The sequence below is a fragment of the Flavobacterium sp. ACN2 genome (assembly GCF_002303885.1).
Taxonomy (GTDB): domain Bacteria; phylum Bacteroidota; class Bacteroidia; order Flavobacteriales; family Flavobacteriaceae; genus Flavobacterium.
In genome coordinates, this window is record NZ_MRCM01000002.1 from 209,057 (window position 1) to 222,151 (window position 13,095).

Sequence of the window (13,095 nt, forward strand, 5' to 3'; positions counted from 1 at the left end):
CATGATTGATAAATCAACAATTTAAAATCAAAATAAAGCATTTCTAATAAAAATATATTTAAAATTTTATGAAATACATAGTTCGAATTTTTACATTAATTTTGTTATTATTCTTACAAATTAAAGGTTTTTCGCAAGTAAAAAATATTGGAATTCCAGACATAAAAAACTATAAAAGATCAGAATATAAAGGTGGAACTCAAAATTGGAGTATTGATCAGGATAAAAATGGAAATATTTATTTTGCTAACAACAGCGGTTTAATTCAATTTGACGGCTCCAACTGGCACAAATACTCTTTACCAAACAAATCTGAGATCAGAAGTTTAAAAATTGATGCTTTAGGACGAATATTTGTTGGAGGAAATAACGAATTTGGCTATTTCAAAAACGACGAAAAAGGAATATTAAAATATCACTCTCTCTATAATCTATTGAGTCCAATAGACAAAGAAAACATCAACCTAATATGGAGAATTCATATTTTTAATGGAGAAGTTATCTTTCAGTCTTTCAGCAAAGTATTTTTTCTAAAAAATGAAAAAGTCACAACCCTTACAGCTCCACATAAATTTCAATTTTCATTTTTAGTAAACAATAGACTTTACTTTCAAGATAAAACATTAGGTGTACTCGAATACAAAAACAGAAAGCTTACTGCAATAAAAGGCACTACCATGTTTAATGATAAAGAGATATGGTCTCTTTTCCCATTGTCTAACAATAAATTATTATACGCTACTTTAGAAAAGGGACTTTTTGTGTCCGAAAATGGCATTATTAAACCATGGGCAACTGAAGCCAATGAATTTATAAAGAAAAACACTTCGCTTGGTGGATCTATCATCAAAAATAAATTTATAATACTTAATTCGGTATTAGACGGAGCCATTATCTGCGATCTAAACGGAAAAATAATCCAGCATTTAAACCGCCAAAAAGGAATTCAGAACAATACAATTTTAGCTTCATTTGTTGACAACAAAAGTAATATTTGGCTCGGGCTAGATAATGGTATCACTTTTATAAATGAAAATTCTCCTTTCTCCTACTTTGATTACAGTTATAATATAGGTACTGTATACGCCTCTACGATGTATAATGGGAATCTTTATGTCGCAACCAACCAGGGATTATTTTATCATTCTTGGGGAGGTTCTTTTAAAGACAGTCCATTTACAAGAGTTGAAGGAACAATTTCGCAAGTTTGGAACATCCAGGTTTTAAACAATGTATTAATATGCGCCAGTAATAGTGGAGCACTAATCATTGAGAATAACAGGGTTTCAAAGATATTGGACAATAAAGGATACTTTGGCTTCAAAAAAATACCTGATCATGAAAACTACATTATAGGTGAAAGTTATAATGGATTTTCAGTCTTTAAACGATCAGCCTCTGGATACGATTACTTACATCAAGTAAAAGGATTTGATGAAACGACCAATAATTTTTCTATAGAAATTGATGCGAACTATCTTTGGCTAAAGAAAAACCCTTTCTTGTACCAAGTAAAATTATCTGAAGACTTACAGCGCTTTGATTTCATAAAAAAGCACGTCAACATATCAGAAAAGTACAAAGGAATAAACAGTCTGCAAAATATAAATGGCAAAGTCTATTTTCAAGTAAAAAATCATTTTTACAGATATTCTGTCGAGCAGGAAGCCTTTTTTGAAGATAAAAAAATAACAAACTTATTCAACGGAATTCCTACTATTAATACCTTAATTGAAGATTCTGCCGGAAACCTTTGGTATGCATTTAACGAATCTCTTGGCGTATTAGTCAAAAACAAAAACGGAACTTTTACGAAAAAACAAGCTATTTTTTCAAATTTAACGGGGAATTTGGTTAACAATTACATATCTGTAAACGCAATAGATCCTCAGAATGTTTTTATAGGTTTGACAGATCGTTTGGCGCATTATAACTCCACTATTCCAAACACTTTTATGACAAAACCAAAAGCTTTTATTGAAAGCTTTACGAATCCTGGAGACACTATTTTAACTGGCAATTTGGCCAATAAACTAGAATCCTACAGCATACCTTATAAATACAATCGTGTCAAATTTACTTTTGCGTCGCCAACATATGAAAATCAGGATAACGTAATGTACTCCTATAAATTAGAACCTTTTGAAGAAAACTGGCGCGGATGGTCATCGACAGCAATAAAAGAATATACGAATCTGAGAGAAGGCAATTATGTAATGAAACTGAAAGCCAGAAATAGCTATGGTATAGAATCTAGTATCACAGAAGTGGAATTTACAGTATCTCCACCATGGTACAGGCACTTTTTGGCTTACTTATTTTATCTGGTGCTTATTTTGCTTGGCGCATATTTAATCTCAGTTAGAATTAAACTGAAGATTAGAAAAAACAGGTATTATGAAACCATTGAACAAAGAAGACTATATCTTGAAAAGGAGTCTAAAATTAGACATGAGCAACATGACCTGGAAAAAGAAATTGAAAAGCTGAAAAACGATAAGCTTCAAATCAAAATCTTAGCAAAGGATAAAGAACTAGTAAACAACTCTTTACAGGTTGTAAAAAAGAACAAAGTTTTAAACGGAATCATTCATAAACTGAAAGATATTGACACTGGAATTTTAGACGAAACAACCAAATCCGAGTTTAGCAAATTACATAAAAGCATTGTAAAAGAAGTAAATACCGACAAGAGCTGGAAAGACCTCGAAAAGCACATTAAAAACGTTCATTTTGAGTTTTTAAAGCGATTAAAAGGACAATATCCAACCATTTCTCCAAGAGAATTAGATTTATCTACTTATTTATTAATGAATATGTCTACCAAAGAAATAGCCGAAATTATGAACATTTCTACAGGTGGAGTCGAATTGGCTCGTTATCGTCTAAGAAAGAAATTAGGCCTAAACAAAAAGGAAAACCTAATCGGATTCTTAATGAGTATATAAAAGAAAAGCCATTCAAATTTGAATGGCTTTTCTTTTAATTAAATATAATCTAAAGTTCGTTCTAAGGCCATACCTCGCGAACCTTTTATCAATATCATATTAGACTCAAAGCTGAAGGTCTTTAAAAATTCGGCGAAAGCATCGAATGTTTCAAAGAATTGAATGTTTTCACTCGAAATCTTATTCGCAAAAAAGGCTTTTCCTATTAGAAAACATAAAGCCTGTTTTTGATCTGCTAAAGAATCAATTATAACTTTATGCTCATGAAGACTTTCATCTCCCAATTCGAACATATCTCCAAGAACCATAACCTTGTTTTTCTTGTCCAATTGCAAGAAATTGGTAATCGCCACAGCCATACTACTCGGGTTAGCATTATAAGCGTCTAAAATAATCTCATTTGAACCTTTTTGCATCATTTGAGATCTATTATTAGCCGGAATATAATCCTCAATAGCACTCTTAATATCGCTTTCGTTTACCTTAAAATATTTTCCTATTGCTGTAGCCGCATTTATATTGTTGGCGTTGTAAAGACCAATTAAATGAGATTCTATTGAAAAATCATTGTATTTAATAGCAACAAAAGGATTTGCTGTAATATTCTCGATATTTAAGTCTGCTTTTTCTTTTTTTACTCCAAAAGTAAAAGATTTTATGCCTGCTGATTTCTCAATCTGAATCGGGTCTTCTAAATTTACAAAAACAGTTTTCTGGTTTGCAGAAAGATATTGGTACATTTCACTTTTACCTGCGATTACACCTTCAACTCCGCCAAAACCTTCCAAGTGCGCTTTTCCAAAATTGGTTATATAGCCAAAATCAGGCTGTGCAATCTGACATAAAAATTCAATTTCTTTTTGATGGTTGGCACCCATTTCTACAATTCCGATTTCGGTTTCCTTTGTAAAAGAAAGCAGTGTCAACGGAACGCCAATATGGTTGTTTAAATTACCAACAGTCGCTTTTGTCTTGAACTTTTTTGACAAAACAACATTGATCAATTCTTTTGTCGTCGTTTTTCCGTTACTACCTGTCAAAGCAACAATTGGTAGTGCTAAATAAGCACGGTGAAACTTTGCCAGCTCTTGAAGCGTTTCCAAACTATTTTTTACCAAAATAGTCCTATCGTCAATAAAATAAGATTCGTTGTCAATAACAACAAATAAAGCTCCTAAATCTAATGCTTCTTTAGCAAATGTATTAGCATCAAAATTCTCTCCTTTAATAGCAAAAAACATCGAGTCCTTTTCGATTTTTCTGGTATCGATAGACAGAGAACTGCACTGTAAATATAAGTTATGAATGTCTTGAATATTCATTTATAATTTTTTTAATATGTCATAAAAGTAGAAAAAAAACAATAAAAAAATTCCAAATTCCAGACTGAATATTCAGCTTTTGGAATTTGGAATTTTTATTATTTTGAATTCCTAAATCTTAGTTTCTAGGAGATTTTCTTTTTTCAGCTTTAGAACCTACTCTAGACATTGCACATCTGAAACCAATGTAATCAGTTGCCATATCTTGCGGGAAGTATCTTCTTTGAGCTGGATCTAACCAGTAAGCTCTATCTCTCCAAGATCCTCCTTTGTAAACTCTTACTTTATCATCGATCAAAGTAGTACGTTTACTAGAGTTATCATATTTTCTGATCATTTTTCCTAAACTGTCTGTTGTAACATTATGCTTAGGAGAGTTGTACATTGCCTGTTCTGTTTTAGATCCAGACTCTGAGTCACCAAAATCAAAATATCTAGAAGATTGTTTATCACCATCTCTGTAATTGATATTGTCGCTTGTGCTAAAGTTTTGTCTCAAATATGTTTCTTGTTCGTCAACTGGAATCTGAGCAATTTCTCCTGGAAGGTTTCTTGCAATAACTTTACCGTTACTTAAAGTATCATATTTAATATTAGCAGTAGAAACGATTTCAAGTTTACCATCTTTACCAATTTTGTTTTTAGCATATTGATTTCCTCTGTAGTAGTTAAAATCATTTGCTTCATTATCAATAATAGGTCTGTAAACGTCAGCTACCCATTCTGCAACGTTTCCTGCCATATCATAAAGACCGAAATCGTTTGGTGCGTAACTTTTTACTTCATTCGTAATATCAGCTCCATCATCAGACCAACCTGCAATTCCACCGTAATCACCGTTTCCTTGTTTAAAGTTAGCCAATTGATCACCTTTATTTTTACGTTTGTTAGAACGTGTATAATCTCCAGACCAAGGATATTTCTTTTGCCCTTTGTAGATGTTGTATTCTCTTTGTCCAACGTCTGCAGCAGCTGCATATTCCCATTCTGCTTCAGTAGGAAGTCTATATTCTGGTAAAATGATACCAGAAGAACGCTGAGCATAAACGTTTTTCTCTTCAGGAACTACACCGTCTTTACCAGCTCTAGGTTTTCTTCCTGTTGGATTTTTCTTCAATACTAACTCTTCGTTTCCACCATAAGTAGTAGATGGAGAAGCTAAATAAGCCTCAGTATTAAACAAGCTTTCTGCACTTACATCTGCAGTTTTAGCTCCTTTTTTAAGATAACCACTTTTTTCAAGAACAGCCTCATTAACACGGTCTGTTCTCCATTTACTAAACTCAACTGCTTGAATCCAGTTAACACCAACTACAGGATAGTTAGCATAAGATGGGTGTCTTAAATAGTTATTAGTCATCGTTTCGTTGTATCCTAAACGATTTCTCCAAACTAATGTATCAGGAGATGCTCCTTCATAAATATTCTTGTAATTTTCTTCTGTTGGTGGAAAAACTTTCTTTAACCACTCTAGGTATTCTAAGTACATACCGTTCGTAACTTCGGTTTCATCCATATAGAATGATTGAACGTGTTGTTGAGTCGGCGTGTTATTCCAATCATGCATAACATCATCCTGTACTTTACCCATAGTAAACGTACCTCCTTCAACAAAAACCAAACCAGGACCAGCCTGTTGTTTTTTACCTGCATTTCTGGCAGCAGTTCCATTCTGACTATCTACATCCCAGCCTGTAGCTCTAGAAGCATGGCTCGAACTCGATTTTTTGCTACAACTAGCCGTGCCCAACATCAATACCATTGACATCATTAACTGCAAGACTACAATTTTGTTTACTTTCATACTCATTCTTAGGTGATAAATTTAGGTGCTGCAATATAATAATTAACATTTAATTGGCAACATCTGTTCTAATAATTTTATTTAGCTGTTTTTTCCAGAAAATAACCTTTAGTTACGAACGCAAAAATATACTTTTTATTATTTACTGTAACATGAAATACTATATTTTTACTTACTAATTATTTTTTAATTAAATTTCGGTTTTTTAACTCATGAAACAAGCAATTCTTATCTCTCTTTTACTGATCCCAATTCTTTCGTTTTCCCAGATAAATGGGAGTATAACGATAGATTGGCAAAACAAAAAAGAGGTAAATTATGGCGAAAATAAAATTACAATTCCATTCTTCTCAGGAAGTAGTTTTCGCTTCGACACTACAAAAAAAAACATAATGTTCCTGCAAAATCTGAATCAACCTAACGCTTCAGGCAGTAGTTCGGCACAAATTAGTAATGTCATTTATGAGTCGGTTTCTAGAGCAGATTTAGGAGATTTAACACTTGAAAACATTCCAGAAAAACCAAATGAATCCTTAATAGTGACCAATGCAAGAGACATAAGATATACTTTTCTCTCCTTATCTCCTATAATTAAGGAAGGAAACAGCTACAAACGCATCAAATCTTTTTCTTACTTTATTAGTAACACAACAGGACGAACGGCGTCTACTTCTTCCTTTCAAAAATCGGCAGCAATTTCAAATTCGGTCTTAGCATCCGGAGATTGGTATCGCTTTTATATTCAGAAATCTGGTGTTTACAGAATAAACCGATCTTTTTTACAAAGTTTAGGATTTGACCCTTCTAAAGCTGACCCGAGAAAAATTAAAATCTATGGAAATGGCGGAAGAATGTTACCTCTTCCCAATGACAGTTATTATCCTGATGATTTAACAGAAAACACTATACAGGTAATAGATGAAAATGATGGCGTTTTTAACAATGAAGATTACATTCTTTTTTATGCCGAAGGCCCCGACAATTGGAGTTCTGAAAACCAAACTAACTTAAATTTATACGACACCAAGTCCTATTATTATATTACAGCTTCTGGCGGAGACGGAAAAAGAATTCCAAACTTAAATCAGCCTTCAGGAAATAGCACCTTAGAGCTAAACACGTTTGATGACTATCAATATCATGAAATCGACCAAACCAACATTGTCCATCTTGGTCGTCAATGGGTCGGCGAATCGTTTGATATTAATCAGGAACAGGAATTTTCTTTTACTTTTCCAAACCTTGATACCACTGTGCCTGTAAAAATAGAAGTAAGTGCAGCATCTGCGTCTTTAACCAACACTTCTTTTTCAATAGCTGCAAACACACAAAATGCGGGATCTATAAGCTTTCCTTCTTTAATTGCAAACTCTGACACTAAATATAGGACGGGAAAACTTCCAGCTAATACCGAATTTACTGGAACAGACAATATCAAAATAAAGCTTACCTATAATAATAATGGTGTTCCGGGATCTAAAGGCTATTTAGATTATATCAATCTTACTGCCAAACGAAAACTTTTAGGAACAGGCAAACAATTTCATTTTCAATACAATGATGCTGGCTCTAAAGCAGGAATTGTCAATTACACCATCGGAAACGCATCTGGAATAACACAAATCTGGGACGTTACTGACCTATATAATGTATATAAAATCGAAAATGCCAATCAAACCTCTTTTAGCTTTAAGGCCAATTTGGGAGAAGTTAGAAAATATATTGCAATAGATGCTTCTGATTATTATACACCATTAAAAGAAAATCAGTCAAAAGTTGCCAACCAGAATTTAAAAGGAACGCTTTTCAGAAACAATCAAAGCTCTTTTCAAGATATTGACTATGTAATTATAACTCCAAAGGTATTAGCGTCACAGGCCGAAAGATTAGCGAGTTTTCATAGAACCAATTCCAATTTAAATGTAAAAGTGATTGCATTAGAAAACATCTATCAAGAATTTTCTTCTGGCAAACAAGATATTGCCGCTATTAGAAACTGCATCAGATACATCTACAACAATGCTTCTTCGCCAGAAAAAAGAGTACGCTATGTAAACTTATTTGGAGATGCTTCGTTTGATTATAAAGATCGTATCTCAAACAATTCCAATATTGTACCTATATATCAATCTTTAATAAGCAATACAGTCGGAGAATCTTCATTTGCTTCTGATGATTTTTACGGATTAATGGATCCTAACGAAGGAATTATTATTCCGTCTGTTGCAGGAATAGACATAGCCGTAGGAAGAATGTTAGTTTCAGATAATGCCCAAGCACAGGAAATGGTGAACAAAGTCTTTGAATATTATGACACAAAATCATACGGAAATTGGAGAAATAATGTTGTTTTAATTAGTGACGATTCAGACAAAGCTGGTGATCAGACCTTACAAGCCAACCAAAATGCTCTTGCAGATCAAATTGCAACCGAAAAGCCTTTTTTTAATATTGATAAAATATTTTTAGACGCTTATACGCAAGAAGCTTCTGCGGGTGGAGCGCGATATCCTAAAGCAAGAACCGACTTTTTTAATGCTTTCGAAAAAGGTGCTTTAATATTTAACTATTTAGGTCATGGTGGAGAGGACGGACTAGCAAGCGAAAGAATTTGGGAAAAATCGGATGGGCAAAACCTGGCCAATCAATACAAATATCCTTTATTTATTACCATTACCTGCGAATTTTCTCGTTTTGATGATCCGACGAGACCAACCGCTGGCGAATATGTTTTCTGGAATCCAAAAGGAGGAGCTATTTCAATGCTGACAACCATTCGCGAAATCGGACAGGCAAACGCAGAAGAATTCAACAGAACACTCAGCAAAAACCTTCTTTCTTATGGCTCAAATCAATACAACACTATTGCAGAGTCTTTAAGAATATCCAAAAACGAAAATCCAAGTTCTTCCAGCAATGTTGTATTTTATTTAGGAGATCCTGCTTTGATGCTTGCTATTGCAAAACCCCGAATTAATTTAACTAAAGTAAACGATATTGTGATTTCGCAGGCAATTCCTGATTTAAAATCATTGTCAAAAATTAAAATTTCAGGAGAAATCACAGACGAAAACAATACGCTTTTAAGCAATTATAATGGAGAATTGGCAACGGCCATTTTCGATAAATTAATCACAAACACCACTTTAAACAATGACGGATTTAGCCCTCCAATGCAGTTTAAAACTTTGGGAGAAACCATTTTTAGAGGAAATGCATCTGTTACCAACGGACAATTCGAATTTAGTTTTGTTGTCCCTAGAGACATTAGAATTCCTGTTGACAACGGCAGAATCAGTTTTTATTCAAAGAAAAACGAATCGCTAGAAAACCAAACAGGATACAACAATACGATCAAAATTGGAGGAATTAACGAAAATGCACCTCAGGACAATATAAGTCCAAAAGTGAAGTTATATATGAACGACGAAACTTTTGTATCTGGTGGAATAACGAATGAATCGCCTTTTCTTTTGGCTTTTTTAGAAGATGAAAACGGAATTAATACAGCAAGTGGAATCGGACATGATATTGTCGCTATTTTAGACGGAGATGTGAGTAATCCTTATATTTTGAATGATTATTACCAAACAAAATTAGACGATTACACTAATGGAAATTTACGTTTTCCTTTCCGAAATTTAGCCCCTGGACTGCACACTATAAGCTTTACCGCTTGGGATGTTTACAATAATCCCGTAACGAGTGAAATCCAATTTACAGTGGTAGGAGACGATTCCTTGACACTATCACACGTTCTTAATTATCCAAATCCATTTTCAACTTATACCCAATTCTGGTTTTCGCACAATAGACCTTATGAACCATTAGACGTACAAGTACAAGTAATGACTATTACAGGAAAAGTAGTTTGGACAAAAAATCAAACGATTACAACAGAAGGTTTTTTATCTAGAGAAATAACATGGGACGGAAGAGACGATTTTGGTGACAAAATCGGAAAAGGAGTGTATATTTACAAACTGACTGTAAAATCTAATTTAACAAATAAAAAAGCAGAAAAATACGAAAAGCTTGTCATCCTATAATATTATATATATTTGCACCACCAAAAACATTAGTCCCATAAATGAAAAAACTATCACTTTTATTAATTTGTATTTTTAGCATTTACAATTCTAGGGCTCAGGAATCAAGACCTATTGTTACCGGAGTACCTTTTTTATTAGTCGCTGCTGATGCTAGAGCAGCAGGTTTGGCAGATCAAGGTGTCGCCACTTCTGCAGACGTTTTCTCTCAACAATGGAACCCTGCAAAGTATGCATTTTCTGAAGATGCACAAGGGCTTTCTATCAGTTACACTCCTTATTTAACAGATCTTGCCAATGATATCTCATTAGGTCAGATTACGTACTACAACAAAATCAACGAAAAAAGTGCCTTTGCAGGAAGTTTTCGCTATTTTGGTTTTGGAGGAATTGAATTAAGATACACTGGAGACCCAAATGAAGCCGTAAGAGAAGTAAATCCAAACGAATTTGCCTTAGACGGATCTTATTCATTAAAATTAAGCGAGAAATTCTCGATGGCTGTTGCTGGACGTTTCATCAGTTCAAACTTAAAAGTTGCTTCAGAAGAAGTTGATGCTACATCTGCAAGATCTTTTGCTGTTGATGTGGCCGCTTTTTACCAATCTGAAGAAATTGCTTATCAAGATTTCAATGGTAGATGGAGAGCCGGTGTTAACTTCCAAAACATGGGACCAAAAATCAGCTATGATAATGACGACGTAAGCACAAACTTCTTACCTGCAAATTTAAGATTAGGAGGAGGATTTGATTTTATCTTTGATGATTACAACAAACTTACTTTAAGTGCTGAGCTTACTAAACTTTTAGTTCCGACTCCTCCAGGAATTGGAACACCTGTAGACGTAAACGGCGATGGTGATTTTGACGATCCAGAAGATATTTCTCAACAAGAAGCGACAGACATTGGTTATAAAAATTATAACGACATTGGCTGGTTTCAAGGAATCTTTAAGTCTTTTGGAGATGCACCAGGCGGATTTAAAGAAGAAATAAAAGAAGTAACGTATAGCGTAGCTGCAGAGTATATGTATCAAGATGCTTTTGTAATGCGTTTAGGATATTACCATGAAAGCCCAGAAAAAGGTGCTAAACAATTTTTCTCTTTAGGAGCAGGATTCAAATACAACATTATGAAAATCGATGTGTCGTACTTATTCTCAGCATCTAAAATAAAAAATCCTTTAGAAAACACACTTCGTTTCTCTTTAACGTTTAACTTTGGAGACAAATACGAAACGTATTAATAGAGAAAGTTTAAAATAAAAATAATTCAATCCAAATTCCGGCATTTTAGGAATTTGGATTTTTTTTCCCTTAAAAACAGATGAAAGAAATCAATATAACAACGTCATTTACCATATTTGATACCCTAAATGAACTTCCAACTGAAATTCAGGATTTAATGCATCAAGCTATTGAGGTTAGAAAAAAAGCTTACGCACCCTATTCAAAATTTAAAGTTGGAGCCGCTTTGCTTTTAGATAACGGAAAAGTTATTTTAGGTTCTAATCAAGAAAATGCCGCTTATCCGTCTGGACTTTGTGCAGAAAGAACTGCGATTTTTTACGCAGGAAGTACGTATCCAGAAGCAAAAATCTTAAAAATGGCAATTACAGCAGCTTCAGACATCAATCAGACCACTGCCCCTATTCCGCCTTGTGGATCTTGTCGACAATCAATAGCAGAATACGAAATAAAACAAGACACCCCTATTGAAATCTATTTTATGGGAGAAATTGGTGAAATTTATAAATCATCATCCCTAAAAAATTTACTCCCATTGATGTTCGACAAAAAGTTCTTGTAAAAAAAAGCCAAAAAGTATCGTTTTAATTTTAGTTCTTAAATGTAATGTCTTATTTTTGCATCCCGACCTTTCGGGCGCAAATTTGTGGGAGGAAACTATTTTGCGTTACAGGCACAATAATCGATAACACAAACAACTTTAGCAAAAGAAAGAATTCAGATGAAAGAAGTTACAAAAGAGGTATATTTAAAGTGGTATGAGGACATGCTACTTTGGAGAAAGTTTGAAGACAAACTTGCAGCATTATACATTCAACAAAAAGTTAGAGGTTTTCTACACCTATATAATGGTCAAGAAGCTGTATTAGCTGGCGCACTGCACGCTATGGATTTGACCAAAGATAAAATGATTACTGCTTACAGAAACCACGTTCAGCCAATTGGTATGGGAGTTGATCCTAGAAACGTAATGGCAGAACTTTTAGGAAAAGCAACAGGAACTTCTAAAGGTATGGGAGGTTCTATGCACATTTTCTCTAAAGAACATGGTTTTTACGGAGGACACGGAATCGTAGGTGCTCAAATTCCTGTGGGAGCTGGTATTGCTTTTGCAGACAAATATTTCAACACTGGCGGTGTTACTATGACTTACTTTGGTGATGGTGCTGCTAGACAAGGTTCTCTTCACGAAGCTTTTAACATGGCTATGTTATGGAAACTTCCAGTTGTATTTATCGTTGAAAACAATGGTTACGCAATGGGAACTTCTGTAGAAAGAACTGCAAACCACACTGACATCTGGAAATTAGGTTTAGGTTATGAAATGCCTTGCGGACCTGTTGACGGAATGAACCCTGTAAAAGTTGCTGAAGCAATGCACGAAGCTATCGAAAGAGCACGTCGCGGAGATGGACCAACTTTCCTTGAAATGAAAACGTACCGTTACAGAGGACATTCTATGTCTGATGCTCAATTATACCGTTCTAAAGAAGAGGTTGAAGAGTATAAAAAAATCGACCCAATTACTCAAGTTCTTGACGTAATCTTGGATCAAAAATATGCTACACAAGAAGAAATTGAAGTAATTGACCAAAGAGTTAAAGACTTAGTTGAAGAGTGTGCGAAATTCGCTGAAGAATCTCCATACCCAGACTTACAACAATTATACGATGTAGTATACGCACAAGAAGACTATCCATTTACACCTCATAAATTATAATATC

The 13,095-nt window shown here is 34.1% G+C and carries 7 protein-coding genes; 5 read left to right on the forward strand and 2 right to left on the reverse strand.

Going from position 1 to position 13,095, the window contains the following annotated elements; genetic code table 11:
- Window positions 1–68: 68 nt before the first annotated feature.
- Window positions 69–2,948: a triple tyrosine motif-containing protein gene (locus BSF41_RS02855; protein ID WP_095928012.1), complete on the forward strand. Its 2,880-nt coding sequence runs from the start codon at window positions 69–71 to the stop codon at window positions 2,946–2,948.
- 38 nt (window positions 2,949–2,986) lie between these two features.
- Here BSF41_RS02855 and murF read toward each other — a convergent pair whose 3' ends face one another.
- Together murF and gldJ are read right to left on the reverse strand one after the other, a co-directional pair.
- The gene (murF, locus tag BSF41_RS02860; protein ID WP_095928013.1) at window positions 2,987–4,270 is read right to left on the reverse strand and encodes a UDP-N-acetylmuramoyl-tripeptide--D-alanyl-D-alanine ligase; all 1,284 of its coding nucleotides are present in this window, start codon (window positions 4,268–4,270) and stop codon (window positions 2,987–2,989) included.
- 118 nt (window positions 4,271–4,388) lie between these two features.
- On the reverse strand, window positions 4,389–6,074 hold the full coding sequence (gldJ, locus tag BSF41_RS02865; protein ID WP_095928014.1) for a gliding motility lipoprotein GldJ: 1,686 nt from the start codon (window positions 6,072–6,074) through the stop codon (window positions 4,389–4,391).
- A 212-nt stretch (window positions 6,075–6,286) separates the two neighbouring features.
- On the opposite strand from gldJ, the gene porU reads away from it, so the two are divergent.
- The 4 genes from porU to pdhA all read left to right on the forward strand — a co-directional run bounded on the left by porU (window position 6,287) and on the right by pdhA (window position 13,091).
- Entirely contained in the window at window positions 6,287–10,123 is a 3,837-nt protein-coding gene (gene porU / locus BSF41_RS02870) for a type IX secretion system sortase PorU (protein ID WP_095928015.1), read from the forward strand.
- Window positions 10,124–10,164: 41 nt separating this feature from the next.
- Window positions 10,165–11,370: a type IX secretion system outer membrane channel protein PorV gene (gene porV / locus BSF41_RS02875; protein ID WP_095928016.1), complete on the forward strand. Its 1,206-nt coding sequence runs from the start codon at window positions 10,165–10,167 to the stop codon at window positions 11,368–11,370.
- A gap of 80 nt (window positions 11,371–11,450) precedes the next feature.
- Window positions 11,451–11,933, forward strand: coding sequence for a cytidine deaminase (gene cdd, locus BSF41_RS02880; protein ID WP_095928017.1), 483 nt, complete (start codon window positions 11,451–11,453; stop codon window positions 11,931–11,933).
- Window positions 11,934–12,092: 159 nt separating this feature from the next.
- Complete coding sequence (pdhA, locus tag BSF41_RS02885; protein WP_095928018.1) at window positions 12,093–13,091, forward strand: pyruvate dehydrogenase (acetyl-transferring) E1 component subunit alpha; 999 nt, start codon at window positions 12,093–12,095, stop codon at window positions 13,089–13,091.
- The last annotated feature ends 4 nt before the right edge of the window (window positions 13,092–13,095 follow it).

What these genes read in the sequence shown, in the direction of transcription:
- BSF41_RS02855 (WP_095928012.1), top strand. Translation starts at nt 69, where the DNA reads ATGAAATACATAGTTCGAATTTTTACATTAATTTTGTTATTATTCTTA.
- murF (WP_095928013.1), bottom strand. Translation starts at nt 4,270, where the DNA reads ATGAATATTCAAGACATTCATAACTTATATTTACAGTGCAGTTCTCTG.
- gldJ (WP_095928014.1), bottom strand. Translation starts at nt 6,074, where the DNA reads ATGAAAGTAAACAAAATTGTAGTCTTGCAGTTAATGATGTCAATGGTA.
- porU (WP_095928015.1), top strand. Translation starts at nt 6,287, where the DNA reads ATGAAACAAGCAATTCTTATCTCTCTTTTACTGATCCCAATTCTTTCG.
- porV (WP_095928016.1), top strand. Translation starts at nt 10,165, where the DNA reads ATGAAAAAACTATCACTTTTATTAATTTGTATTTTTAGCATTTACAAT.
- cdd (WP_095928017.1), top strand. Translation starts at nt 11,451, where the DNA reads ATGAAAGAAATCAATATAACAACGTCATTTACCATATTTGATACCCTA.
- pdhA (WP_095928018.1), top strand. Translation starts at nt 12,093, where the DNA reads ATGAAAGAAGTTACAAAAGAGGTATATTTAAAGTGGTATGAGGACATG.